26 protein-coding genes, 1 tRNA gene, 2 pseudogenes and 1 riboswitch are annotated in these 25969 nt (G+C 36.2%); of the genes and pseudogenes, 1 reads left to right on the top strand and 28 read right to left on the bottom strand.

The features are described 5' to 3' along the window. Window positions 1-217: 217 nt before the first annotated feature. The 19 genes and pseudogenes from MVE64_RS06670 to MVE64_RS06760 form a co-directional block, all read right to left on the bottom strand. Window positions 218-1668: pseudogene (locus tag MVE64_RS06670) on the bottom strand (IS1182 family transposase). A gap of 243 nt (window positions 1669-1911) precedes the next feature. Further along, window positions 1912-2112, bottom strand: coding sequence for a hypothetical protein (locus tag MVE64_RS06675; RefSeq protein WP_247344893.1), 201 nt, complete (start codon window positions 2110-2112; stop codon window positions 1912-1914). Window positions 2113-2445: 333 nt separating this feature from the next. Continuing rightward, entirely contained in the window at window positions 2446-2730 is a 285-nt protein-coding gene (locus tag MVE64_RS06680) for a hypothetical protein (protein WP_247344896.1), read from the bottom strand. Window positions 2731-2750: 20 nt separating this feature from the next. Beyond that, complete coding sequence (locus MVE64_RS06685) at window positions 2751-2942, bottom strand: hypothetical protein (protein ID WP_247344899.1); 192 nt, start codon at window positions 2940-2942, stop codon at window positions 2751-2753. A gap of 17 nt (window positions 2943-2959) precedes the next feature. Then, entirely contained in the window at window positions 2960-3577 is a 618-nt protein-coding gene (locus MVE64_RS06690; protein ID WP_247344902.1) for a hypothetical protein, read from the bottom strand. 394 nt (window positions 3578-3971) lie between these two features. Beyond that, window positions 3972-4181, bottom strand: a complete 210-nt coding sequence (locus MVE64_RS06695) for a hypothetical protein (RefSeq protein ID WP_247344905.1) — start codon at window positions 4179-4181, stop codon at window positions 3972-3974. A 209-nt stretch (window positions 4182-4390) separates the two neighbouring features. After that, a pseudogene (locus tag MVE64_RS06700) lies at window positions 4391-5408 on the bottom strand (tyrosine-type recombinase/integrase). A gap of 134 nt (window positions 5409-5542) precedes the next feature. Next, window positions 5543-5616 (bottom strand) — tRNA-Arg (locus MVE64_RS06705). Window positions 5617-5890: 274 nt separating this feature from the next. Next, window positions 5891-6403: a metallophosphoesterase family protein gene (locus MVE64_RS06710; protein ID WP_247344908.1), complete on the bottom strand. Its 513-nt coding sequence runs from the start codon at window positions 6401-6403 to the stop codon at window positions 5891-5893. A gap of 24 nt (window positions 6404-6427) precedes the next feature. Continuing rightward, the gene (locus MVE64_RS06715) at window positions 6428-7015 is read right to left on the bottom strand and encodes an XTP/dITP diphosphatase (RefSeq protein WP_247344910.1); all 588 of its coding nucleotides are present in this window, start codon (window positions 7013-7015) and stop codon (window positions 6428-6430) included. Beyond that, entirely contained in the window at window positions 7012-7779 is a 768-nt protein-coding gene (gene rph / locus MVE64_RS06720; protein ID WP_247344914.1) for a ribonuclease PH, read from the bottom strand. The genes MVE64_RS06715 and rph overlap by 4 nt, the downstream gene beginning before the upstream one ends. 112 nt (window positions 7780-7891) lie before the next feature. Next, entirely contained in the window at window positions 7892-8965 is a 1074-nt protein-coding gene (locus MVE64_RS06725) for a GerMN domain-containing protein (RefSeq protein ID WP_247344916.1), read from the bottom strand. 140 nt (window positions 8966-9105) lie between these two features. Then, entirely contained in the window at window positions 9106-9933 is an 828-nt protein-coding gene (gene racE / locus MVE64_RS06730; protein ID WP_212136876.1) for a glutamate racemase, read from the bottom strand. A gap of 15 nt (window positions 9934-9948) precedes the next feature. After that, the gene (locus MVE64_RS06735) at window positions 9949-10389 is read right to left on the bottom strand and encodes a MarR family winged helix-turn-helix transcriptional regulator (RefSeq protein WP_247346978.1); all 441 of its coding nucleotides are present in this window, start codon (window positions 10387-10389) and stop codon (window positions 9949-9951) included. Between the two features lie 213 nt (window positions 10390-10602). Further along, on the bottom strand, window positions 10603-10827 hold the full coding sequence (gene gerE, locus MVE64_RS06740) for a spore germination transcription factor GerE (RefSeq protein WP_003184172.1): 225 nt from the start codon (window positions 10825-10827) through the stop codon (window positions 10603-10605). Window positions 10828-10962: 135 nt separating this feature from the next. Next, complete coding sequence (locus MVE64_RS06745; protein WP_247344919.1) at window positions 10963-11430, bottom strand: acyl-CoA thioesterase; 468 nt, start codon at window positions 11428-11430, stop codon at window positions 10963-10965. A 68-nt stretch (window positions 11431-11498) separates the two neighbouring features. After that, the gene (sdhB, locus tag MVE64_RS06750) at window positions 11499-12260 is read right to left on the bottom strand and encodes a succinate dehydrogenase iron-sulfur subunit (protein WP_247344922.1); all 762 of its coding nucleotides are present in this window, start codon (window positions 12258-12260) and stop codon (window positions 11499-11501) included. Beyond that, window positions 12260-14023, bottom strand: a complete 1764-nt coding sequence (sdhA, locus tag MVE64_RS06755; protein ID WP_247344924.1) for a succinate dehydrogenase flavoprotein subunit — start codon at window positions 14021-14023, stop codon at window positions 12260-12262. The genes sdhB and sdhA overlap by 1 nt, the downstream gene beginning before the upstream one ends. A 32-nt stretch (window positions 14024-14055) precedes the next feature. Continuing rightward, a complete protein-coding gene (locus MVE64_RS06760; protein WP_231307964.1) occupies window positions 14056-14664 on the bottom strand; it encodes a succinate dehydrogenase cytochrome b558 subunit in 609 nt (202 codons plus the stop codon). A gap of 478 nt (window positions 14665-15142) precedes the next feature. Between MVE64_RS06760 and MVE64_RS06765 the strand changes: the two genes are divergently transcribed. Further along, complete coding sequence (locus tag MVE64_RS06765) at window positions 15143-15574, top strand: YslB family protein (RefSeq protein WP_098795934.1); 432 nt, start codon at window positions 15143-15145, stop codon at window positions 15572-15574. Window positions 15575-15618: 44 nt separating this feature from the next. Here MVE64_RS06765 and MVE64_RS06770 read toward each other — a convergent pair whose 3' ends face one another. The 9 genes from MVE64_RS06770 to MVE64_RS06810 all read right to left on the bottom strand — a co-directional run bounded on the left by MVE64_RS06770 (window position 15619) and on the right by MVE64_RS06810 (window position 25960). Next, entirely contained in the window at window positions 15619-16848 is a 1230-nt protein-coding gene (locus tag MVE64_RS06770) for an aspartate kinase (RefSeq protein WP_247344926.1), read from the bottom strand. Between the two features lie 139 nt (window positions 16849-16987). Continuing rightward, window positions 16988-17168, bottom strand: a riboswitch (Lysine riboswitch). Window positions 17169-17260: 92 nt separating this feature from the next. Next, the gene (uvrC, locus tag MVE64_RS06775; RefSeq protein WP_247344928.1) at window positions 17261-19045 is read right to left on the bottom strand and encodes an excinuclease ABC subunit UvrC; all 1785 of its coding nucleotides are present in this window, start codon (window positions 19043-19045) and stop codon (window positions 17261-17263) included. Between the two features lie 255 nt (window positions 19046-19300). Further along, window positions 19301-19615 carry a thioredoxin gene (trxA, locus tag MVE64_RS06780; protein WP_231307967.1) on the bottom strand — a complete coding sequence of 105 codons (315 nt, stop codon included), beginning with the start codon at window positions 19613-19615 and terminating at the stop codon, window positions 19301-19303. 444 nt (window positions 19616-20059) lie between these two features. Beyond that, window positions 20060-21037, bottom strand: coding sequence for an electron transfer flavoprotein subunit alpha/FixB family protein (locus MVE64_RS06785; protein ID WP_247344931.1), 978 nt, complete (start codon window positions 21035-21037; stop codon window positions 20060-20062). Between the two features lie 66 nt (window positions 21038-21103). Then, window positions 21104-21877: an electron transfer flavoprotein subunit beta/FixA family protein gene (locus MVE64_RS06790; protein WP_247344933.1), complete on the bottom strand. Its 774-nt coding sequence runs from the start codon at window positions 21875-21877 to the stop codon at window positions 21104-21106. Between the two features lie 43 nt (window positions 21878-21920). Then, the gene (locus MVE64_RS06795; RefSeq protein ID WP_247344936.1) at window positions 21921-22691 is read right to left on the bottom strand and encodes an enoyl-CoA hydratase; all 771 of its coding nucleotides are present in this window, start codon (window positions 22689-22691) and stop codon (window positions 21921-21923) included. 105 nt (window positions 22692-22796) lie between these two features. Beyond that, the gene (fadR, locus tag MVE64_RS06800; RefSeq protein ID WP_247344939.1) at window positions 22797-23390 is read right to left on the bottom strand and encodes a fatty acid metabolism transcriptional regulator FadR; all 594 of its coding nucleotides are present in this window, start codon (window positions 23388-23390) and stop codon (window positions 22797-22799) included. A gap of 171 nt (window positions 23391-23561) precedes the next feature. Continuing rightward, the gene (locus MVE64_RS06805; protein ID WP_247344942.1) at window positions 23562-25250 is read right to left on the bottom strand and encodes an AMP-binding protein; all 1689 of its coding nucleotides are present in this window, start codon (window positions 25248-25250) and stop codon (window positions 23562-23564) included. Between the two features lie 305 nt (window positions 25251-25555). Beyond that, window positions 25556-25960, bottom strand: coding sequence for a DUF350 domain-containing protein (locus MVE64_RS06810; RefSeq protein ID WP_247344945.1), 405 nt, complete (start codon window positions 25958-25960; stop codon window positions 25556-25558). Between the last annotated feature and the right edge of the window lie 9 nt (window positions 25961-25969).

The following is a 25969-nucleotide window of genomic DNA, read 5'->3' on the forward strand; positions in this document are numbered from 1 at the left end:
TAACAAGTGCGCATATAACAACGGTTATAATTATCAGAAAACAGTGTATCAATCGTATACCTTTCGATACAAAAAAACCTGCAGAAAAGTTCGAGGCCACTGAAAATCTGACGATTTTAAAGATTATTCATGTAAGTTTAAAAAGAGCCGACTTTAATTCCTAAAAAAGGAAAAAAGTCGGCTCTTTCTTTGCATTAGCCACATATTTTCTCTAATTTTACCCTAGTAGCTTTAGAATTCTTTTAATGTTTACCGTAAATATAGCCATGGCGCCTTGCAACTCCATGCTAATTAGACCCGAGGATTTTGCCACATTATACCCGTGTCTGTGTTTTAGCTCACTATTTTTCGCTTCAATTTTATAACGTTCTTTAGACTTTTCCTTAAAATACACACTACTCTGGAATTGTGCTTGGGATGAATGTTGATCAGACTTAAGGGAAACAGAATATGTTTTACTTTTGGCTCCCTCTTTGTAGCACCCTTCTCTGAAAGGACATCTCTTGCATTTTTCAACATTAAAATAGTAGGTATCAACTTGGTTTTTGCCTACTCCTTTTTTACCTTGCCTAGCTTTTCGTACAGCCATATGTCCTGCCTTGCAGACATACATGCCCGCATCCTTATTGAATCCGAATTCATCCTCTTTTTTCGGGTACCCTGAGTTATTGAAGGATTTAATTTTGAGACCAGTTTGATTCCATTTTCCTTACTATATTGAATGTTGTCTTTCTCAGAATATGCAGTATCCCCAATAACTGTTTCAATATCCATTCCTGCATTTATACTTTTCTCAATAAGTGTCTGCAGCTCTTTTCCATCATTTTTTTCACCGGTTGTAATCGTTGCGGCTGTAATAATTCTCTCTTCACTCATCGCGAGATGAGTTTTATAGCCAAAGAAGGATGAGTCAGCTGCTTTGTGTCCTACTTTGGCATCTAGGTCTTTCATGGACTGGAGCTGTTCGATATCATCTGCAACAGTTTCTTTCAGGAGATTAAGATGTTCCTTGACTTTTGGATACTCTAAAAGGTTTTCTTCCTTTTCAATCACTTCAATGAGCTCTTGGGAGTAAGTAATCTCATCTTCAAGTACATCATTGTTCGGTTTTACGGGGAATTTCTCCTTCATACTCTCGTTAATTTTATAAATTGTTTTCCTGAGATTTTTGGAGCGCTCCATGAGTATTTCTTTTGGAGTCATTTGATTATATCGGGCCTTTGTGTGGGTGGCATCTACAATAATGGACTTGCTTTTAATAATCTCTTTCTCAATGGCAATTTCCACTGTCTTATCGATAAGCATGTCTAATAAGTTCATGTCTTTTATCCTAAGCTTACGAAACTTTGTCAAAGAACTTGAATCAATAACGGCTTCCTCCGGAGCCATATCCAAAAAATATTTGAAGGACATATCATATTTTGAACGCTCGACAATATCAACATCTGAAACATCATGAATGCTTTTTAAAAACAAATATTTAAACATGCGAATAGGATCTATCGCATTCCGCCCATTATCTAGACAATATTTATCCTTTAATTCTTCGTAAATAAAAGAAAAGTCGATCAGGTCCTTAATTCTGCGTAACATATTATCCTGAGGAACGACGATATCATAAAGAGCCACATATGGACTAAACATCATTGTTTGTTGTTTTTGTATCATTGGAAACCACCCACTTATATTTATAATTTTAATTATAAAGTAAAAAAGGTAGAAAGGTTCACCTAAGTGACTCTTTCTACCTTTTTCTTGGACTTTTTCAGTGGCCTCGAAAAGTTCCCACAGGTTTTTAAGGGCGCGAAGAATGGCGAAGACGAAAGTTTTATAAGACATTCTGAAGACGAACGTACTTTACCGGAACAAAAATCATTAATATATATAAAGAGAATTGACATCCCTCACTCACTATGGACGTGAGAGATTGTCATTTTCTTTTGGGCGTATGAGTTGAGCAAACAAAGCAGCACACAGCACTTCAAGTACAAAATTAAGTACCTTCTGTAACTGCACAGCACTAATATGTACTGTAATTACTCCGTTCATCAAACATAAAACTACCACAATAACAAAAATCATACCTAATAAAAGTGTCTTATTCATTTTCATCTTACCGCCACCCCGCGCATCTAATTTTACGACAGGGTGCGCTATTACGCGTTCCTTAGAAGATGGCTGCCTCTAAGCCAACCTCCCCCACGCATTATTAATATTTTACTATATTTTACTAATGAAATACAGCAAAATATAACAAATATCTCTATATTTCCCTCCCCCTGAGTTTTGCAAACCTCTCCCGATAGGAACTAGCAGCGGTTGCATATCTGTAAACTGCGGTAAACATTCGAAGAACACGGCAAACGCAGATACAACAACACTTTATTGCGATAAAGCGATAAAACACAAGTGTTTACATTTACTTTTGTATACGCAAAAAGACGGCTATAAAGCCGCCTGTATACGCTCCAATAGAGCCTCCTTATATCTCCTATAAACGTTCGCTAACTCAGTACGAACTCTGGCGCATTCCTCAATATCTGCGCCCATACTTTGCATATTGAAATATACGTTTTGTGCGTCGTTATAGATTTTTCGCAGCTCTTTTAGGCTAGGCTCTTCCATATTGTAGCCGCTCATATCTGCGTCTATATAAAGCCCTGTAGAATATTTCAGTACGTTACCGTCACAGTCGATAGTAAAGAACTTTTCATCTTGGATAATTCGCATATTTAACTCCCTTCTGCCCTCTATTCGTTTTGTTCTGCCTCTTCCTTCAAGTAACGTTTAGCCACAGCATATGCGGTCATATTTGCGTTGCTAGGGTTGGCGTGAGCTATATGTTCTAAAACTGTAAGCTCATCTCTGTTTATTGTCTTGCCTTCATTTATCTTGCGTTTGATTTCCTCAGCTCTCACGCGTAATGCGTTATATTTGTTCAATGTGTTATCCTCCTTCTTTATTCGCCCTTTATGCTGCGAGGTACAACGCCTCTTAAAAGTTGTTCGTTATCAAAATCAGAAATCATTGCGTACTGTTCGCGTTGTCTCGTACCGTAGCCATTAAGACGGTAAAGAGTAGTAATTGCTTTAGGGTGAACTAGAAAGGTGACTGTCCTAGCAAGTTCCTCGTAATGCGCTCTAATCCTAGCTATTTCAAGGCTCTTTTCTACATACAGCTCTTTTGCCTTTCTCTGCTCCTCTATAGCTGCCTCTACATACTCCTCTTGGTATTCATTACTCCACGCTTTAAACGCGTTTTCTAAGTCTTTTAGGGTTATGGTACGACTTCCTATATGCCTTGCTACTTCATACTTCTGCTTAGCTATAGTCAAGTCACTTTCTGCCTTCGTTAATTGTTCGTTAACTTCCTCTAGCTCTTTGTCCTTAGATACACCTTCGACTACTGAAGACTTAACCGCGTTGTCCCTTTTCACCTTTAGGGCTTGTACTAGTGCCTCTTTTTCTCTAACACTTTCTGCGTACTCCGCTGTACGTTTACGGTTCTTCTCCGTCTCTTCATGGTATTGATTTAGTAGCTCGAAAGTAGGAAGTTTGCGTTCTTTTTTATTTTCCATTTTAATCCCCTTTTCCTTATTAATCGCAGCTCAAAGGCAATAAAAAAAGGTAACGGCTGCTTCTATTAAAAGCATGCCACTACCTAGTTTTCGTTTATGCAGTACCTATGAAAGTTTTTTACTTCGATTCTATGTTTATGCTAACCTATAACGCTCGCCTGTCAGTTTTAGCCTTGCTTGATGTATCTCTTTTCGATTCCTTCGCCTCACTGTCTTACCCACTCACGTAGTCTTCGTGTTCTATTTAATCGACTCAGACATCAGAAAGTAGCTTCATGCGTTCTCTCTATCGTCTTGCGACTCTCTTCGTAGCAATATTTTTCATGTCGATAAAATTGGACGTGCGTGTACATATATTGCTGTGTCCCCTTTGTAAAATTGCAACACTGCTTTTTTAGAAAAAAGAAAAAATGAACAATCCTAAAATAACCATGGCTGCTAGGAAATTTATTAATACTTGTACCCTGTCATCACCCATTGCCATTTCTCTTAAACTTGACGCTTGATAAAGAGTAGCTATTATAGCTATAACCACTAATACAGTATTGTCTCCCCAATACCTATACGCAGTATAAGCTCCTAGTAACGTAAAAATAAAACCCATTGTAAACCTCCTGTATAACGAAGTAATTATAAGTTGTCATCATATAGAGTATATTGTAGGCTGAGGGTAACTGATAGTGGTACATTTAACCTAAACAGGTTTATATTAGTCATTCTTATAATCTATTAGTATTTAGAAAAGATTTGAAGTAGAAATAAAAAAGACGGCTTGTTAGACCGTCGTATATTTTCGAACATATTATATTTAATTTATAAAAACTTACGTAGATTTTCTGCAATCTCTTCTTTATCAAGATGTAGGTATTGACTAGTTACAGCTAAATTACTATGACCTAGTGCTTTAGATATTTCCGCAATATTAGCGCCTTTTTCAAGTAAATTCTTTGCAAATCCTCTACGTAAAGCATGCGGATTTATGTTCTTTAATCCGTATTCCTTAGCGTATTTGTTCAATCTTTTTTGAATATTATTATGGGTTTGGCTAGTCGCTATAATGCTTCCCTGCTTAGTAATAAACACATAACTATTTTTATGACCGTATTCCTTGCGTATTGCGTCATTCTGTTTAATTAGTACGGATAGCAAGCGGTTAAGAGTATCATCAATAGGTAATAGAAGTTGGTCGTGGTTCTTTACAATGTTGCCATCTATCTTTAAAAGGTTGTTCTCTAGGTCAATGTGGCGATTCTCTAGATAAACAATTGTATTTATACGTAAACCTGTCTTAAACATTAGTAATGCAGCTGTAGCGTCTCGTAGCTGTACATAATCATTTAGATTAAGAACTGATAACAAAACTTTAACGTCACGCTCTGCAGCTCCTTCTTTTACTATGTTGTCTACTTTAATATTTATTGGACGCCAAAACTTGTGCTCTATCCAACTGTTATCAAAACAACGAGACAGAAATGCTTTTAAGCACTTGAGGCGAGTTAACTTCGTTTGCTTTGATACGTCCATACTAGCGAGCCATTGGTATACATGGTCAGCATTAAGCTCTTCTAAATATTTTTTTAACAGTTTCCGCAAAATGCTTTACATATACGTTATAGTCGCTTATGGTACGTGGACGATTACCGCTAATCTCCATTTGACGTGATATAGTCGCTAGTGCTTTTTCGATTGTTATATGGTCAGTCAACCGGTCTGTGTTCCGTTCTCTTGACCGACTCACCTTGTTTACCAATTGCGTCGTAGACTCGGATTCACCCATAAACAATCCGTTCAAATCTTCTGTAATTGTAAGTATCGCTTTCTTTTTTGTCATACAAAAAAACCTCCTATGCGTTAAAAATCATTGAGTCAGTTTCGGCACTAAATTCATCATTGACCGATACATTGACCGTTTCATTTAACGTCATAAAAGGTTAATTTTGCGAGCTTTATCGCTCTTTTTCGCGACGTCCCAGGAGAGATTCGAACTCCCGACCGACGGCTTAGAAGGCCGTTGCTCTATCCTGCTGAGCTACTGGGACATAGATATAAAATAATATAAAGTTCTATTGTTCTAAAATTGTAATGTCGTCCCGATTTCAGAAAGTTTATTCAAGGAGTGGCTCAATCGGTATGCTATAGCATATTCTTTGCAGCCTATTCAATCGTGCTCTATCCTGCTGAGCTACTGGGACATTTTTTAGCACTGTTATGTTAATCATCAGCGACATATATTATTATATTTCCAGACCTAACAAATGTCAACATTAAAAATAACTTTTTTTATATAGAGGGAGTTTAACCTCCCTCAAACATTTAATTTAGTGTAAAGCTCTTAGAAAGTTCCGGGAATTCCTGACCATTTACTTCATAGAAAGTCACATTTGCCACGTTATTTTCAAGCTCTAGTATAGCATACGTTTTTTGTTTTCGCATCACAGGAAGTCTTATACTACCAGGATTAATTAATAATACATCATCAATCATTTCTGCGTTTGCTATATGTGAATGTCCATAGCATGCAATTTTTGCGCTAGTCTCCATTGCCCTATACTTTAAGCTCATAAGTGTCATTTTAACATTATATAAGTGACCATGTGTCATATACAGCGTAATGCCACCAAGATCCTCAATGATTTCATTCGGAAGATCTGACCCAAAATCACAATTCCCTTTTACACCTTTAAAAGAAATTAGCTCCTTGCTATTTGATGATAGCTCAGAATCACCGCAATGAAACATCATATCTACTTCATCTTTATGTCTCTCCTGTATTTCTAAAAGTTCCGTAGTCAATCCATGACTATCACTTAAAATAAGTACCTTCATTTTTTCATTCGCCTCGATTATTGTTCATTTCAAAAGTCCTTGAACCTTTTTTAAAGCTTCTGCACGATGACTGATTTGGTTTTTTTCTTCTTTTGACAACTCTGCCATTGTTTTTGTAGAGTTTTTCACCGTAAAAATCGGATCATAGCCAAATCCCCCATCACCACTTGGCTCTTTTGCAATGTAGCCTTCACATTCCCCTACGACGGTTTGTGTTTTCTGACCTGGTATAGACACTGCTAAAGCACAAATAAACCTAGCTGTGCGTTTTTCCTTGCTTGGAACATTTTTTAATTTTTCAAGCACCTTGATTATATTCGCTGTATCATCTTTTTCAGGTCCTGCATATCTCGCAGAATATACACCTGGCTCTCCGTTCAAATAATCAACTGCTAATCCCGAATCATCTGCAATCGTTAATATGTTAAATTGTTCCGAGACAGCCTCAGCCTTAAGGATTGCATTTTCTTCAAAGGTTTCACCAGTTTCTTCAACATCAACTGAATTTGGATAATCTAAAAGAGACTGAACCTGATAACCTAGTGGAGCTAAGATTGCTTCAAATTCTCTAACTTTCCCTTTATTTTTTGTGGCAATAATGATATGTTTCAATTTACTGCTCCCTGTTTCTTTAGATTTTCTTCAACTATAAGTGAAACATCTCCGAGTACTGCCTTTTGCTCTTCAATAAGCGCTTTGATTCCTATCTCAGCTAAATCAAGCATACTGTTTAATTCAGATCTAGTGAATGTTGCTTCTTCTCCAGTACCTTGTACCTCAACCAACTGACCACTTGATGTCATAATAACGTTCATGTCGACTAATGCACTTGAATCTTCTTTGTAGTCCAAGTCTAAAATTTCTCCATGCTCTGAGTCTATTCCAACAGATATAGCTGCTAGAAAATCTGTAATCGGTAATGTTTTTAATTTGCCATTATTCATTAATTTTTCTAAAGCGATAACCATTGCTACAAATGCCCCTGTAATGGAAGCAGTTCGTGTGCCACCATCTGCTTGAATAACATCACAATCAACCCAGATTGTTCTTTCTCCAAGCTCATGTAGGTTAACAACAGCACGTAACGCTCTTCCTATTAAACGTTGAATTTCCATTGTTCGCCCAGTGATTTTCCCTTTTGACGATTCTCGGATTGTTCGCTGCTCAGTTGCTCTAGGGAGCATTGAATACTCTGCAGTAATCCATCCCTTACCTTCTCCCCTCATAAAGGGTGGTACTCGATCTTCTATACTTGCATTACAAATTACCTTTGTGTTACCAACAGTTATTAAGACAGAACCTTCCGGGTGAATGATAAAATCCTTCATTATTTCTACTTTTCTTATCTGATTTCTTTCTCGGCCGTCATGTCTCAATTTTTTCCCTCCAGTAAAAAGCTGCTTATTCATTATGTAAACAAGAAATAAGAGGTAGCTTAAATAAGCATACCTCTCTTTACCCATTATATAGTATATCAAAAACCTGTTATTAAAAACTACCTGTATTCACTTTAGTAGGTCTTGTTACAGGCTCTGTTAACTTTTCTCCATTTTCGTTGATTAATTCTGATTTTCCATTGACTGTTACAGCCACACTTTCAATACCATCTTGCTCTGTTAATGTTAAAACCAATGCTTCAAGCACTTGTGAAGATATAATTTTTTGCTCTTCATCAAGACTTCCATAAATGGATTCATTAAAATCGAGTGTTACTTTACCATTTTCGTACTTAGGTGCACTTAGAAGTTCAACACCTTCCTGGAAATCACTCATTAACCCTGTAGATGCAGATGGTCCTTCTGCAAGCTCATTTACAGCTGCAACAATTGGATCCTTTTCTTCATTGTTAATTCGCTTTGTAACAGGAACATAATATTGACTTCCGTCTGATTCTGCTAAATAATAAACAGTTAATGGATGACTGTCAGTAATATCAACTACATCGCTGGAATCATGGTTAATTCCATCTTCTCTACTAACACCATTTTGTATCGGAGTACCGTTTACAGGCATCTCTTTCTGTTCATGACCGTTTACCCAGATCTTCACATTCTTAACTGAATCAAATTGTGTTAATGTCCACGTAATGGATTGAAGAATTTTAGCTTCATCTTCTTTTTTATAGTTATTAAATTCCTTCGAAAAATCGGCAATGGCAGTACCATCTTCAGTTATATTTACTCCCAATACTTGTGTATCCTGCGGAAGTACAGCTCTAAATCCATTCGGTAACATATTTGAGACAGGACCACCTTCAACTAAATACTCTAATGATTGTTTTGCAACACTGTCAGTTTTAGGTAGGTTCATAGCATACGGAACAACAAATCCGCTTTTGTCTATTAAGTAGAGCTGACTTGTTACTGATTCCTCTGCTTGATCACTCTTTACATCTTCCACACCATTTTCAGTTTCTACCTGTGCACCATCTTCCATAATGTTCACATCTTGTGGTGGATCAATTTCTTTAGTAGCTTCTTCTGCATTGAACAAACCACAACCAGAAAGTAGCAATGATGATGCAATAACCGTGACTGCAATCTGTTTGTTGTATTTAGACATTAAAATCCCTCCAAAGGCAGTTTGTACTAATATGTATACGAGCTATTTCTCATTTTAGACCGATTTTTTGTACAAACTTTTCAAATGAAGATTTGGAGAGATAGATAGGTATAATAAAAACACAGTGCATCACTGTGTTTTTATAATGTACGATGTTTCTGATTCATCTGATTTAACGTAATTGATTCTACATGTTTAACAGGCTGCTCGAACCATTTTGATGCAATTTTCTCGAACAACTGCTTTGGACCTGTTGTTAAAAAACGGTGATTCTTTTTTCCTGAGAATAAATTGAGAGTTTTATTGAATGATAATATTGTACTAACCTCTCGGGCAGTTTCATCTCCAGAACAAATTATTTTCACGGCTTGTCCCATGTACTCTTCAATTTGTGATTGCAAGATAGGATAATGTGTACATCCTAAAATTAATGTATCAATTTTACTACCCTTAAAAGCTGAAAGAGAGTCGTTAACAATCTTTTGAGCCTCTTCCCCTTCAAATTCGCCACTTTCTACTAACGGAACAAATTTAGGGCAGGCAAGACTTTCAACAATCAGCTGATTATTTAATGTTTTTAATGCTGTTTCATATGCCGCACTTTGAATGGTATTAATTGTACCAATAACCCCGATATGATCATTCTTTGTTACCTTTACAGCTGTTCTTGCCCCTGGAAAGATAACACCTATTACGGGAATATCCACGTTTTCCTGAATTTCCTCTAAGGCAATGGCTGTTGCTGTGTTACAAGCAATAACCAGCATTTTTATATGGTGATTTTCTAACAAATAATTGGTCATTTCCCAGGTAAACCTGCGTACTTCTTCAGCAGGTCTTGGTCCATATGGACAACGTGCTGTATCACCTAAATAGATGATTTCTTCTTTTGGTAATTGTCTCATGATTTCTTTTGCGACAGTTAATCCACCTACGCCAGAATCAATGACACCGATTGGTCTTTTCAAATAATCGCCTCATTTTTAACTCATTTCTTGTTGTAGTTTTATTAACGATTTTTCAAGTGTTACTAATTCTTCTTCTTCAAAGTTAACCAGCATGTCTCTTAAATAATTTTGTCTTTTTTGAATAACTTCCTCGATAATCCGCTCGCCCTCTGCTAATAAGTGTATTCTTACAATTCTTCTGTCATGAGTATCTTTTACTCTGATAACCAATTGGTTCTTTTCCATACGATCCACTAAATCAGTTGTCGTACTACATGCTAAAAACATTTTATTAGAAAGCTCTCCAATTGTTAAGTCACCATTTTCCCATAACCATTGTAGGGCAACAAACTGTGGTGGTGTTATATGATAGTCATTTAAAATTTCTCGACCTTTTTGTTTAATAATTCCTGATATATGACGAAGTGCCTTTTCAAGATCAGATACTGTTTGTGTTTTATCAATTCCTTGATTTATGCTCAACTTTAACCCTCTCTAAACCATTATAATGTTATCTTTTTATATCAATGTTATTTTCCCTGTTTTTTTAATAAATTGCAAGTTACATATTTTTTAACAAATGATTGATTAAACAAGAACAATTCTTTTTATATATCCGATATATAAATTTTAATCATTTTTTATAAAGTAATAACCGGCTCCCTTTATGAAAAGGATAGCCGGTATTGGTTAGAGCTCGAGTTCACCCATTCGAAGGAGCTCAACAACCGCTTGAGAGCGTCCCTTAACACCAAGCTTTTGCATCGCATTCGAGATATGATTTCGAACCGTTTTTTCACTTATAAAGAGCTCGCTAGCAATCTCTTTCGTCGTTTTGTCTTGAACTAACAATTCGAATACTTCTCTCTCTCTTTTCGTGAGTAGTGGCTTTGATTGAAACTCTTTCTCTTTCAAGTATTGTAACCCTCCTTGCTAAGGTGAGAGCTGATCTAACGGATGGGTATATATTTAGTCAACATATACTATGTGTAACCGAGGAGGACTGTGACAGATTCAAAACGGAAAAGATGTTTAACTGCGTCCATTTTATTAGTTCGTTATTGTTTCATATGCTGTTAAACATTTTTTATCTTCTTCAGACCATGGAACACTCTTTCCTGTTCGCTGTGAAATCTGTACAATTGTTCCTCGGCCTACAAAAATACTCTCCCTATGATCGTTTACTCCTAAGTAATGCAAATCAACCGAAGATGTGCCTATACGATTTATTTTGACAAAAAGATTTATCTTGTCATCAAAGTAAGCTTGATGTAAAAAATCACATTGCAAATCTGCAACAACAGGAATACTTTCGCCATTTGATTGTAACCATTTCCGCATCATCCCGGTTTTTTTGAAGAATTCTATCCTTCCTTCTTCAAAGTATGTAAAAGGAACCGTATTGTTCATATGTCCAAACATATCTGTTTCAGAAAATCGAATTTTTATTGGATGTGAAAAGCTAAAGCTGTCTTTATAAGCTGAATCAAAGCTCTCTATATACGGTATTTTTTTCATCATGCTCTTCCTTTCATTTGTCTTTAAATAAAAAAGGAACTGACATGGAAGTCAGTCCCTTTTTACTGTTATCCTTGGTCACTACCAAAGAAATTACGGAATGATTGAAATGCTGTATCACGATTTAATGCTGCAATCGATGTTGTTAAAGGAATACCTTTTGGACAAGATTGCACACAGTTTTGTGAGTTACCACAGTTTGCTAATCCACCGTCTCCCATAATTGCTTCAAGACGCTCAGACTTATTCATTTCACCAGTAGGATGAGCATTGAATAAACGAACTTGTGATAGCGGAGCAGGACCAATGAAATTTGATTTACTATTCACGTTAGGGCAAGCTTCTAAACATACTCCACAAGTCATACATTTTGATAGCTCATAAGCCCATTGACGCTTTTTCTCTGGCATACGTGGTCCAGGACCTAAATCGTACGTTCCATCAATCGGAATCCAAGCCTTAACTTTTTTAAGAGAGTCGAACATACGTTTACGATCAACCTGTAAATCGCGAACAACCGGGAACGTACGCATTGGTTCAAGTCTGATCGGTTGTTCAAGCTGATCAACTAGAGCTGTACAAGATTGTCGAGGCTTTCCATTGATCACCATTGAACACGCACCACATACTTCTTCTAAACAGTTCATATCCCAGTTAATTGGCGTTGTTTGTTTCCCCTCAACATTTACTGGATTACGACGAATTTCCATTAACGCCGATATAACATTCATATTCGGGCGATAAGGTATTTCGAATTTTTCCTGATAAGGTACTGCTTCTGGTGATTCTTGTCGGGTAATAATAAACTGAACTACTCTATTTTCACTCATTAGTTATCCCCCTTTTTGCTTTTAGAATAATCACGTTTACGTGGTGTAATTAATGATACATCCACATCTTCATAGTGGAATTTAGGGGCAGTTCGGTCACCTGCATATGTTGCCATCGTTGTTTTTAAGAACTCCTCGTCATTTCGATCTGGGAATTCAGGTTTAAAATGCGCTCCACGACTTTCATTACGGTTGTACGCACCCAGTGTTACAACACGTGATAGCTGAAGCATATTTTTTAACTGACGAGTAAAGGCAGCACCTTGATTACTCCATTTAGCAGTATCATTAATATTGATGTTATCAAAACGTTCAATAAGTTCCTGAATCTTCTCATCTGTTTTTAGAAGCTTATCATTATGTCTTACAACGGTAACGTTATCTGTCATCCATTCTCCTAATTCCTTGTGAAGAACATAAGCATTTTCAGTACCATCTAAGCTCATGATATTATTCCATTTATCTTCTTCCTGTTTTACATGGCTCTCAAACACACTAGAAGAAAGATCTTCAGCACTCTTCTCAAGTCCATTAATGTACTTAACAGCATTAGGACCCGCTACCATACCACCATAGATTGCAGAAAGCAATGAGTTGGCACCAAGACGGTTTGCACCGTGCATAGAGTAATCACACTCACCTGCTGCAAATAAACCTGGGATATTTGTCATTTGGTCATAATCAACCCATAATCCGCCCATTGAATAATGAACTGCAGGGAAGATTTTCATTGGAACTTTACGTGGATCATCACCCATGAACTTTTCATAGATTTCGATAATACCACCTAGTTTAATATCAAGTTCTTTTGGATCTTTGTGGGATAAATCAAGGTAAACCATGTTTTCACCATTGATTCCAAGCTTTTGCTCTACGCAAACATCAAAGATTTCACGTGTTGCAATATCACGAGGTACAAGGTTTCCATAAGCTGGATACTTTTCTTCAAGGAAGTACCAAGGTTTCCCATCTTTGTATGTCCAAACTCGTCCACCTTCTCCACGAGCAGATTCACTCATTAGGCGAAGCTTATCATCTCCTGGAATTGCGGTCGGGTGAATTTGAATGAATTCACCATTTGCATAATGAACACCTTGCTGATAAACAATCGATGCTGCAGATCCAGTGTTGATAACAGAGTTAGTTGATTTTCCGAAAATAATTCCCGGGCCACCAGTTGCCATAATAACAGCATCTGCCCGGAACGATTCAATTTGCATAGATGTTAAGTTTTGTGCAGTAACCCCACGACAAACTCGATCATCATCAATAACCGCACCTAAGAATTCCCATCCTTCATATTTCGTTACAAGACCCGCTACCTCATGACGTCTTACTTGCTCATCTAAAGCATATAGTAGCTGTTGACCAGTCGTTGCTCCAGCAAAAGCTGTACGGTGATGCTGAGTACCACCAAAACGTCTGAAATCTAATAATCCTTCTGGAGTACGGTTGAACATTACACCCATTCGGTCTAATAAGTGTATAATTCCAGGTGCTGCTTCAGCCATTGCTTTAACAGGTGGTTGATTTGCTAAGAAATCTCCGCCATAAACAGTGTCATCAAAGTGCTCCCAAGGTGAATCTCCTTCACCTTTTGTATTTACAGCCCCGTTAATCCCACCCTGTGCACACACTGAGTGTGATCTTTTAACAGGTACTAATGAAAATAAATCTACTTGAACGCCGGCTTCAGCAGCTTTTATAGTAGCCATTAAACCAGCTAACCCGCCTCCGACAACGATAATTTTACTTTTACTCATTAAGCCCACTCCCTTTAATAGCTATTGCTGGATTAGACGAATGCAAAGATTGCTCGAACACCCACGAATGACAACGCTAAGAAGATACCGAGCGTGACATAAGTAGAGATTACTTGTGAGCGAGGAGTAACTGTGATTCCCCAACTAACTCCAAATGACCATAAACCATTAGCAAAATGGAACACGGTTGAAATAACACCAATTAAGTAGAATACAAGCATAAAAGGACTACTTAAAATAGAAGCCATCATGTCATAGTTTACTTCTGCTCCAAGTGCAGCAGCAATTCTCGTTTCCCAAACATGCCAAGCGATAAAAATAAAGGTAATAATTCCTGTTACACGCTGCAGCATGAATAACCAATTTCGAAGATAACCATAGTTACTTACATTGTTTTTCGCTGTAAATGCAATATAAACTCCGTAAATCGCATGGTATAAAAGTGGAAGGAAAATAATTACAATCTCAAGCACATACCTAAATGGCAACATTTCCATAAAGTGTGCTGCATTGTTAAATGCTTCTGCACCTCTTGTGGCAAAATGGTTGACGATTAGATGCTGAATCAAAAAGATCCCTACCGGAATTACTCCAAGTAATGAGTGCAGTCTACGATTAATAAACTCTCGGTTTCCAGCCATAAAACTTACCCCCTAGTATCAATAATGCGCTCACTTTTTTAAAACTAATTTGTTTCCTAATAAAGTTTACCAAATGTAATAATGGTCTACATTACAGTCAGTAAAATTTACGAATATAAACTAGCAGTCTAGTAAACTTTCTTGCCAGTTTAAAAGTAGGTAAATGCAACAAGTACATTTTACTCCCTTAAAGAAAGAGCGTCAAGAAAACGTGTTCATAAATTATAATTTTTCGACAAATACTAATTACATGTAATTTTACTTTATCAGTATACCTTATTTTAAAACAACCTACTTTAGCATCCTATTCTGGAAATTTCAACCTCATTACTAGTTCTAACTTACGCAGTTCATAATTTTCCTTAATATTTCATGTTTTTCACCTTGGATGTTGATATATAATATGAAATAGAAAGAGGGGAATACCGTGAACAAACAATCCGCAAGACTTGATAAGGACAAATTAGAAAACATCCAAATGCCAGCATTCGGACTGGAACTACTTAGGGAGGTTTTAATCCCTGATATTCTCGGCCAAGACTACCAGCAAATGCTCTATTGGGCGGGTAAAGGCTTAGCACGAAAATACCCTGTATCCTCTATTGAAGAACTCTCTGATTTTTTTCAAGCAGCAGGATGGGGACAGCTTACTTTGCTACATAATAAAAAAAATGAAATGGAATTTGAGCTAAGTGGAGAACTAATTTCCATTCGTTTTTCTAAAAGTAATGAATATACGTTTCAGTTAGAAGCAGGGTTTATAGCTGAACAACTTCAGATGATGAACAAGCATATAACTGAGACATATGAGCAACTAAAGAAGCGTGCGAACAAAGTTGTGTTTACTGTAAAGTGGGATAGCAAAGACATTCTTGATGATGCACCGTTAGGTAAAAGAAGCCAAAGGTGAATAATAATAGAATAAGAGGGGAAATCTCCCCTCTTTATTCTGAATTACACGGTTGCAGCAGGTTTTGAGAGCTCAAACGCATTGTGCAACGTATCAACAGCAGATACCATATGCGCTTGAGAAATAACCGTTGAAACTTTAATTTCAGACGTACTAACCATCTTCACTTCAATACCTTGTTTTGCTAATACATCAAACATCTCTGCAGCTACACCAGGGTTTGAAACCATTCCTGAACCTACAATAGAGACTTTTGCTAATTCAGATTCAGATTCAACGCGTTCATAACCTAACTCTTCTTTATACTGCTCCAATACACGAATAGTATCTTCAAGATCACCTGTTTTTACTGAAAAAGAAATAGAAGTTTTGTTATCAGTTGTTGTATTCTGAATAATTATGTCCACATTTAGCCCGTTTTTCGCTAATGTTGAAAAAATAGTTGATAATGTTGTTAATTCATTAGGCAATCCTAACACTGATACTCTTGTTACTTGATCTTCAAATGCAATTCCTCTAACAATTAAGTTTTGTTCCATTTCCGCTTCCTCCTCAATAATTGTGCCCCGCTCATTTTCCATACTAGAACGAACTTCTAATGGGATGTTATAATTTTTCGCAAACTCTACTGCTCTTGGATGTAAAACACCGGCTCCTAAATTTGCTAATTCTAACATTTCATCGTATGATATCGATTCTAGTTTTCTTGCTTCCTTTACAAATCGAGGATCCGTTGTATAGACTCCAGTTACATCAGTGTAAATGTCACACTTGTCTGCTTTCAGTGCTGCAGCTAAGGCCACTGCTGTCGTATCAGATCCACCTCTACCTAATGTAGTAATCTGACCTTCTACCGCTACCCCTTGGAACCCGGCAACAACGACAACTTTTCCTTTCTCTAGTTCTTTATTCATTTTTTGTGGATTTATATTAGTAATTCTTGCATTTCCATGCGTTGACTCCGTTTCAATTCCTGCCTGCCAGCCAGTAAATGAAATGGCATCATACCCTTTTTCTATTAGCGCCATTGATAAAAGGGAAATGGTTATTTGCTCACCAGTTGTAAGAAGCATATCCATTTCACGCTTGCTCGGCTTAGAAGTTAGTTGACTTGCTAAATCAACAAGCTGATCAGTCGATTTTCCCATTGCAGAAACGACAACAACCACTTCGTTTCCTGCCTCTTTTTCTTGTATCACACGATTCGCAACATGTTGAATTCTCTCTACTGAACCCACAGACGTTCCGCCAAATTTTTGAACAATAATACCCAATGATATCTCACCTTCCATTTTGTTTTTCAATGATCGATCATTTGTTAGTAGATAAGAAATCACATTGCAGAACAACAAAAAAGCAATGGGCGCATAAGATCCCATTGCTAATTAAACGAAAAGTATTTATTCGCTTATACAATGAGATAGCTCTCCAAGAACATAGTGTTTCTTGACAATTTTACACCTCTTAAATGTAAAACCAGCGATAAAAGTAATGGAGCTTTTATCACTTCGGCAATCATTCCTTTCACTGGTTGTCATTGGAATCCACTTTCCTCAAACCAGTTACTCTTAATGACCGCACCTCTACCATCATTTACAAACTAACGATCAATATCAAATTAATAAAATCTTATCAAACATTTTAATAAAGCGCAAGAGATTGTTTGTAAGGAAATATAATGGAATATCAGTTCCCATTTTCCTCTTTTAAATAATCCGTTATTTGCTTTGCTATATTTTCCGGCATACCAGCTTCTTTAAAATCATCGAGACTTGCTTCTTTCATTTTTTTAACAGATCCAAAATATTTTAAGAGCATCTTTTTTCTTTGTTCTCCAACACCTGGAATATCATCCAAAATAGATTGAAAGGCATTCTTTCCTCTAAGTTGACGATGAAAGGTGATCGCAAAACGGTGAACTTCATCCTGAATTCTTTGAAGCAGGTAAAATTCCTGACTGTTTCTTTCTAGCTGTATAAATTCAGGTGGTGAACCTATAATGAGCTCAGAAGTTCGGTGTTTATCATCTTTTACCAATCCGGCTACAGGAATAGATAATCCTAACTCATTCTCTAGCACATCCTGAGCAGCTGCCAAATGCCCTTTTCCACCATCAATAATAATCAGGTCAGGTAATGCTAACTGTTCTTTTAAAACTCTTGTATAGCGTCTTCTGACAACTTCCCTCATAGACTCATAATCATCAGGACCTTTTACGCTTTTTATTTTATACTTACGATAATATTTTTTTGCCGGCTTTCCATCCTCAAACACAACCATTGCAGATACGGGGTCAGTTCCTTGTATGTTTGAATTATCGAATGCTTCAATTCGGTGGGGAGTATGGATTCCTAATTTATCACCTAAATTTTCCACAGCCTTAATTGTTCTTTCTTCATCTCTTTCAATTAAAGAAAATTTCTCTTGAAGAGCAATCTTTGCATTTTTGTGAGCTAATAATATAAGGTCCTTCTTTTTACCACGCTTAGGCTGAAGTGTTGTTACGTCTAACAACTTTTCAACTAATTCGAATTCGATACTATCCGGAAGCAGGATTTCCTTTGGGATAAAGTGACTCGCTTTAGAATAAAATTGACCTAAAAACGTAAGAAACTCCTGTTCAGGACTATCATAGATTGGAAACATTGAAACATCACGTTCAATTAATTTTCCTTGTCGGATAAAAAAGACTTGTACACACATCCAACCCTTATCGTATGCATACCCAAACACATCACGATCAACAAAATCATTTAACGTCATCTTTTGTTTTTCCATCGTCGCTTCTATATGAAGAATTTGGTCTCTAAGCTCTTTTGCGCGCTCAAATTCAAGCTCTTCTGCAGCCTTACTCATTTTTTCCGATAATTCATTCTTAATATTTTTATATCCACCATTTAGGAACTTCGTAATTTCCTCTACCATTTGTCGATTTGTTTCTTCTGACACATCTTTAACGCACGGTGCTAAACATTGACCCATATGGTAATAAAGACAAACACGATCAGGCAATGTCGAGCATTTTCTTAGAGGGTATAAACGATCTAGTAATTTTATCGTTTCACGCGCCGATTGAACGTTAGGGTATGGCCCAAAGTACTTTCCTTTATCCTTTTTAACTTGTCTTGTTACAAGGAGTCTAGGGTGCCGTTCATTTGTAATTTTAATAAAAGGATATGTTTTATCATCCTTTAACATCACATTGTATTTAGGATCATATTTTTTAATAAGATTTAATTCCAATATTAATGCTTCTAAATTAGAAGAGGTAATAATATATTCAAAGTCAGTAATTTCATTAACTAAGCGTAATGTTTTTCCATCATGTGAGCCTGTAAAGTATGAGCGAACGCGATTTTTCAGAACTTTTGCTTTCCCTACATAAATGACAGTTCCCTGTCGATCCTTCATGATATAACAACCAGGTTGATCAGGAAGAAGTGCAAGCTTTTCCTTAATATGTTCTTTCATAGCAGACACTCCTTTTTTAATTAGTAATTTGACAGTAAGATAGGCAGTAATTCCCCACTTTAATTTTGAATTAAAAAGGCGAATTACTGCCTATATAAAAATAGCTATAGACCATTTTATCATGTACACTTTCTTTCGTCCTTTGTTAATTTGTCGTATTCTATGAAATTCTTTCCTATAATGCATTCATTGTAAAAAGGATTGACACTAGGTCAATCCTTTTTCTTAACAGCATGATAAAAATCAATGCAATTCTTATACGTGCTTGTTTAAAACTTCAGCAAGCGCTTCTTTTGGCTGATATCCTACAGCTTTATCAACAACTTCACCGTCTTTAAGTACTAGTAAAGTTGGGATACTCATAACGCCGAATTTACCAGCTGTTTCTTGGTTCTCATCAACATCAACCTTAACGATTTTCACTTTATCTCCCATATCTGTATCAAGCTCTTCAAGAACTGGAGCAATCATTTTACAAGGTCCGCACCATGGTGCCCAGAAATCTACTAATACGACACCTTCGTTTGTTTCGTTTGAAAATGTTTGATCTGTTACATTTGTAATTGCCATTCGTAATTCCTCCTAAATTGTAAGGGTAAATATGTTTAAAGTATAGCATTCCAGTGCTAAGTAAGCTAATGATTTGCTTCAGTATTACTTTTCCCTATGTTGAGAAAGAATAACATGTTTTTTCAATAAACGACATAATATGTATAAAATAAGTTGTATTGAAGCAAATACAACTTATACTACTTTATTTTCATCCCGCGTGAAAATAGTTCGTTACATTGCGCTACAGACACTCGCTTTTCCGCGGGGAGGAAGCTGAGCCTCCTCGGCTTTTTGCCTGCGGGGTCTCAGCCTTTCCTCTGCTCCCGCAGGAGTCGAGTGTCTTTCGCTCCATTTCACTCTTGTTTAAAATAATAGTGAAGAGCAACATAATTTACTATTATTACTAAAAACGGCCCGAAATAAAAAGCACGCTTTGGAAACGTGCTTTTTGGTGAGTTTAAATTATGCGTGAACCTTTAATTTTCTAAATTCTTCTGTTAATAGTGGAACAACTTCAAATAGATCTCCTACGATTCCGTAATCAGCTACTTTAAAGATGTTTGCTTCTGGGTCTTTGTTAATCGCCACTATGACTTTAGAGTTTGACATACCTGCTAGATGTTGAATAGCACCTGAGATTCCGCATGCAATATATAAATCAGGAGTTACAACTTTTCCAGTTTGACCGATTTGAAGAGAATAATCACAGTATTCAGCATCACATGCTCCACGTGAAGCCCCTACTGCTCCCCCTAAAACATTTGCTAATTCTTGTAAAGGTTCAAAACCATCTTCACTCTTAACTCCACGACCACCAGCAATAACAACTTTTGCTTCTGATAAATCAACACCTTCTGAAGCTTTACGAACAACTTCCTTTACGATTGTTCTTAAATCTTTAATATCGACAGATAGTGTACTTGTGTCTCCACTTCTTGAATCATCTTTCTCAAGTGGAGAGATATTGTTTGGACGAATAGTAGCAAAGATAACTCCGTCAGTTACAATTTTCTTTTCAAATGCTTTCCCTGAATATATTGGACGAGTAAATACAACATTTCCTCCTGTCACTTCAATAGCAGTTGCATCTGAAATTAAACCTGAGCCTAATTTTGCTGCAATTTTAGGTGACAAGTCTTTACCAAGTGCTGTATGACCAAAAACAATGCCTTCTGGATTTTCTTCTGAAATCACTGACAATAAAGCTTGAGAATAACCATCTGGTGTATATGTTTGTAATTTTTCATTTTCCACCGCTACAACACGGTCAGCACCATAATGAATTAATTCGGTTGATAATGCGGAAACATTATCTCCTAATAAAACAGCAACAACCTCTCCACCCTCTGCAATTGTTTTTCCTGCAGCAATTGCCTCAAAAGATACATTACGTAATGATTGATCACGAACCTCACCTAATACAAGTACTTTTCTTGCCATCATCATTTCCCCCTGTTCAACTATTTAAAATTTCTCTCCCAGACACTCCAGAACCTTCTCTATCAATTAAACAACTTTCGCTTCATTTCTAAGTAATAAAACTAATTCTTTTACTTGATCCTCTATTTCACCTTCTAATACTTTTCCAGCCTCTTTTTTCGGTGGTAGATAGATTTCAATTGTTTTTGTTTTAGCTTCAACATCGTCTTCGTCTAAATCCAGATCATCTAATTCAAGCTCATCTAATGGCTTTTTCTTCGCTTTCATAATTCCAGGTAACGATGGATAACGAGGCTCATTTAATCCCTGTTGAGCTGTTACAAGAATTGGAAGGGATGCTTCAATAACCTCAGAGTCTCCCTCTACATCTCGAACAATCGTTGCTTTGTCTCCATCGATTTCAAGCTTAGTAATTGTTGTTACATACGCAATATCCAATAACTCAGCTAGTCTTGGACCAACCTGACCAGATCCACCGTCAATAGCTACATTTCCACCAAGGATAATATCTACTTCTTGATCTTTAAGATATTCAGCTAAAATTCTTGAAGTTGAATATTGATCACCATTTTCTAAATCATCTTCAGTATTAATTAAAACAGCTTTATCACACCCCATAGCCAAAGCTGTTCTTAATTCTTTCTCTGAATCCTCTCCACCAATTGTGACTACTGTTACTTCTCCCCCATTTGCATCACGTAATTGAATAGCTTCTTCGATTGCATATTCATCATAAGGATTAATAATAAACTCTGCTCCATCCTCATTGATTTGTCCATTTTGCACAGCAATCTTTTCCTCAGTATCAAACGTTCTTTTCATAATTACGAAGATATTCATTTTCCATTCCCCCATGTTAAGTTAAGTATTTTAAATAGAAATTCTATTTTCCCGTAAAATTTGGCTTTCTCTTTTCAATAAAAGCTGTAATCCCCTCTTTGGCATCAGCACTATTAAAAAGTTCCCCAAAAAGCTTAGCTTCCTGTTTCATTCCTTCTTCATAGGTGGTCATTTTGGAAGCATTTAAAAGTGTTATAACCGCTTTAACTGAGCCTGGACTTTTTTGAGCAAACTTGCCTGCTAATTTCTTCGCTTCTTCTAACATACTTTCTTGCGGGTAGGCATGATTTGCAAGACCAAGTTCTACTGCTTCCTTCCCTAGGATTGGTTCACTTGTTACCATCATTTCTAATGCACGGCCCTTACCGACATATCTTGGTAGCCTTTGAGTACCACCAAACCCCGGAATAATTCCCAGCTGTAATTCCGGTAATCCAAGCTTTGCATCTTCTGTTACAATTCTTAGATGACAAGACATTGCAAGTTCTAATCCCCCTAATGCAGCTCCATGTATGGCTGCAATAATCGGCTTAGGGAAATTTTCAATTCTTTCAAATATTTTCTGTCCCTCTTCTGCTAATTTTGAAAACTCTCCATCTGATGAAACAGTAACAAACTCCTTTATATCTGCTCCAGCAGAGAAAAATCTTCCTTCACCATGAAGAACGACCGCTCGGACCTGTTCATCTTGTTCAATTGAATCAAGTAAAATTGAAAGCTCTTTCAAAACATTTGATGAAAGGGCATTTGCTGGTTCATGATTAATCGTTACAACAGCAATATAGTTTTCTTTGGTTAGCTTTAACAGCTTCATTTAATTTCCTCCTATTTACTAAAATCTACTTAAATGTATTTTCTTTATAGTAGGAAAATGCCTTATTTATCATGTCCCTTCCCTTATTTAGAGAAGGAACAAATTTTACGAAGTTTTAGGAGTCACAAAACCGTAAACAAATAAATCGTGAACTTTCTTTGTTTGATTAACCAAACTGTATTTTTGTTCATTCATGACCCATGTTGTTACTGTTTCATCAATGGTTCCAAAAATCATTTGTCTTGCTAATCTTACATCTAAGTCTTGTCTAAATTCTCCGCTTTCCTTTCCTTCTTGAATAATTTTGTCAACAACATTGAGGTAACCCTTTAATACCTCGTTTATGCGAAGTCGTAAGTCCTTATTAGACTGTCTTAACTCAAGTTGTGTAACAACGGCAAGTTGATGATCCTCTGAAAGCAGTGTAAAGTGCTTTTCTATCAGAGAATACAACTTATCAGCTGCATTCGTTTTATCTTTTATTTCTTCTTCAATTTTTTCTATAAAAACGCCCATCTTCTCTTGGAAAAGAGAGACAAGGATGTCTTCTTTATTTTTAAAATATAAGTATATGGTTCCATCTGCAACTCCTGCTTGCTTTGCAATCTTAGATACTTGTGCTTGATGATAACCATTTTCAGCAATTACAATTACAGCTGCATCAATGATTTGAATAAACTTCGGTTTCTTCTGTCTCAATGTAATGTTCGACTCCTTTTTCTTAATGAATGAACCATCATTCATAATTTAATCTTAAGTTTTCCTTAGCATTATGTCAAGCCTTCAATTAACAATTTTTTATTTTCATCTTTCAATTATGTAATCGAGAGGGTCTATAGAATAAAACCCTCTCTATCTCTTTATTTTGTCTTAGTTTGCGTTTTTCATTTTTTCTTTTTCCTCATCAACTAACGCACGTCTTAATATTTTTCCAACAGCAGTTTTAGGAAGATCCTCTCTAAATTCATAAATGTGAGGTACCTTATATGCAGCTAAATGCTTACGCGCATATTCATTAAATTCCTCAGCTGTTGCATGTTGGTTATCTTTTAAGACAATATAAGCTTTTACTGTCTCTCCACGGTAAGGATCAGGAATCCCCGCAACTACTACCTCTTTGACTTTTTCATGTTCATATAGAATTTCTTCAATCTCACGTGGGTAAATATTAAACCCACCAGCAATAATCATGTCTTTCTTACGATCTACAATATAAAAGTATCCTTCTTCATCCATGTAGCCAATATCACCTGTTAGCAGCCAACCATCTTTAATTGTTGCTTCTGTTTCTTCTTTTTTATTCCAATATCCTTGCATAACTTGAGGACCCCTAATCGCAATCTCTCCAAGTTCATTAGGCTCAGCAATACCTCCATTTTCATATGAAAGAACAACTGAGTCTGTGTTTGGCCATGGAACACCAATACTGCCTTTCTTTCTTTTTCCCCAAATAAAATTTGAATGAGTAACAGGAGATGCTTCCGATAATCCATAGCCTTCTACTAATTTTCCACCTGTAAGTTGTTCAAATTTTTCTTGTATCTCAACAGGAAGTGGAGCCGACCCACTTATGCAGCAATCGATTGAAGAAAGATTATACTTATGAATATCAGGATGATTTAAAAGTGCAATATAAATTGTTGGAGCACCTGGAAATAATGTTGGCTTTAATTTTTCAATTGTTTTTAACGTATCTGTTGCATCAAACTTTGGTAAAAGAATCATTTTAAAGCTTTGCATCACAGATAAGTTCATAACTGTCGTCATCCCATAAACGTGAAAGAAAGGAATAATTCCTAATACAGATTCTTCGCCTCTTTTGCATTTATACATCCATGAAGCACACATCTTTGTGTTTGAAACAACATTTTCATGTGAAAGCATAACACCCTTTGGAAAACCTGTCGTACCTCCAGTATATTGCAGGAGGGCCACATCTTCTGAAGGAATATATGTTGGTACTTCAACAGAAGGCTTTGATAACTCCATAATTTTCTTAAATAAATGAGTGTTACCCTCATGTTCTACTTTTACAACGATTTGATTTTGCTTTTTTTGGACAAAAGGATACAATAAATTTTTCGGAAATGGCAAATAATCTTTAATGCTTGTGACGATAATATGCCGTAGGTTTGTTAACGCTTTCATTTTAGAAACTCTCGGATATAATAAATCTAGCGTTACGATAAAAGTGGACTCGCTGTCTTTTAATTGGTATTCTAATTCTCTTTCCATATATAAAGGATTCGTCTGGACAACAATACCGCCAGCTAGTAACACGGCATAATAAGAGATCACTGCTTGTGGACAATTTGGAAGCATTATTGACACACGATCTCCCTTTTCTAACCCCAAGGATTGAAAATAATTCGCCAGTTTTAAAGATTGATCGTATAGGTCTGAATAGGTTAACTCCTTTCCTAAAAAATGAATAGCGATTTTATTAGGAAATTCTAGTGCAGATTGCTCTAAATAATAATGCAGTGGTTTTTGGTCAATATTAATTTGATGAGGGATTTCGGTAGGATATAACGATAACCAAGGTTTTTGACTTTCCATTCTACTCTCCTCCTCCTGAGGGAAATATAAGAAATGAGGATATCTAATTCTTTTGAACTTATTCACTTTCGCTTCCACTTAAAAAAAGTATAGCAGATTTTTTTATTTTCAGAAATATAAAATATTTAGAAAAGGCAAACTCACTATATGATGACCAAATTGAACAAATAAAAAAGCCTGACATATAGCCAGACTTATTTATAAATATCATTTAAAAGAAAACTAAATAAATAACCCCAATTAAAATAAACAGACCGCATAAACCGAACATTACCTTTGCCAACGTCTCCAAAATTATACACTCCTTATATTGCTGCCCCAATAACAAATGATAAACCTACAGATATGACTAATGAAATAAATCCTACTGCACGATTATCCTTTTGTATCTCTTCATCTATTTTAAATTTAGGTGTCATAAATTCATAAATAAAATAACCTAAAAGTAACAATATGAAGCCAAACAAACCTGAGCTCATCATTTCCAATAAGCTATCATGCTGGTTAATTGAAAAACGAAAGATATTTGCAATCCCAAATATTTTCCCACCAGTAGCCATTGCAACGGCAAAATTACCATTTTGAATTTCTTCCCAATTTTTATATTTCGTAACGAGTTCAAATATGGTCAAAAATACAATGATACATAGTACAACAACACTATAGTAGGCAGCAATTTGAACAAGCTCATTTTCCCAAAATGTATTCATATCATCTTC

The organism is Metabacillus endolithicus, from assembly GCF_023078335.1.
GTDB lineage: Bacteria > Bacillota > Bacilli > Bacillales > Bacillaceae > Metabacillus > Metabacillus endolithicus.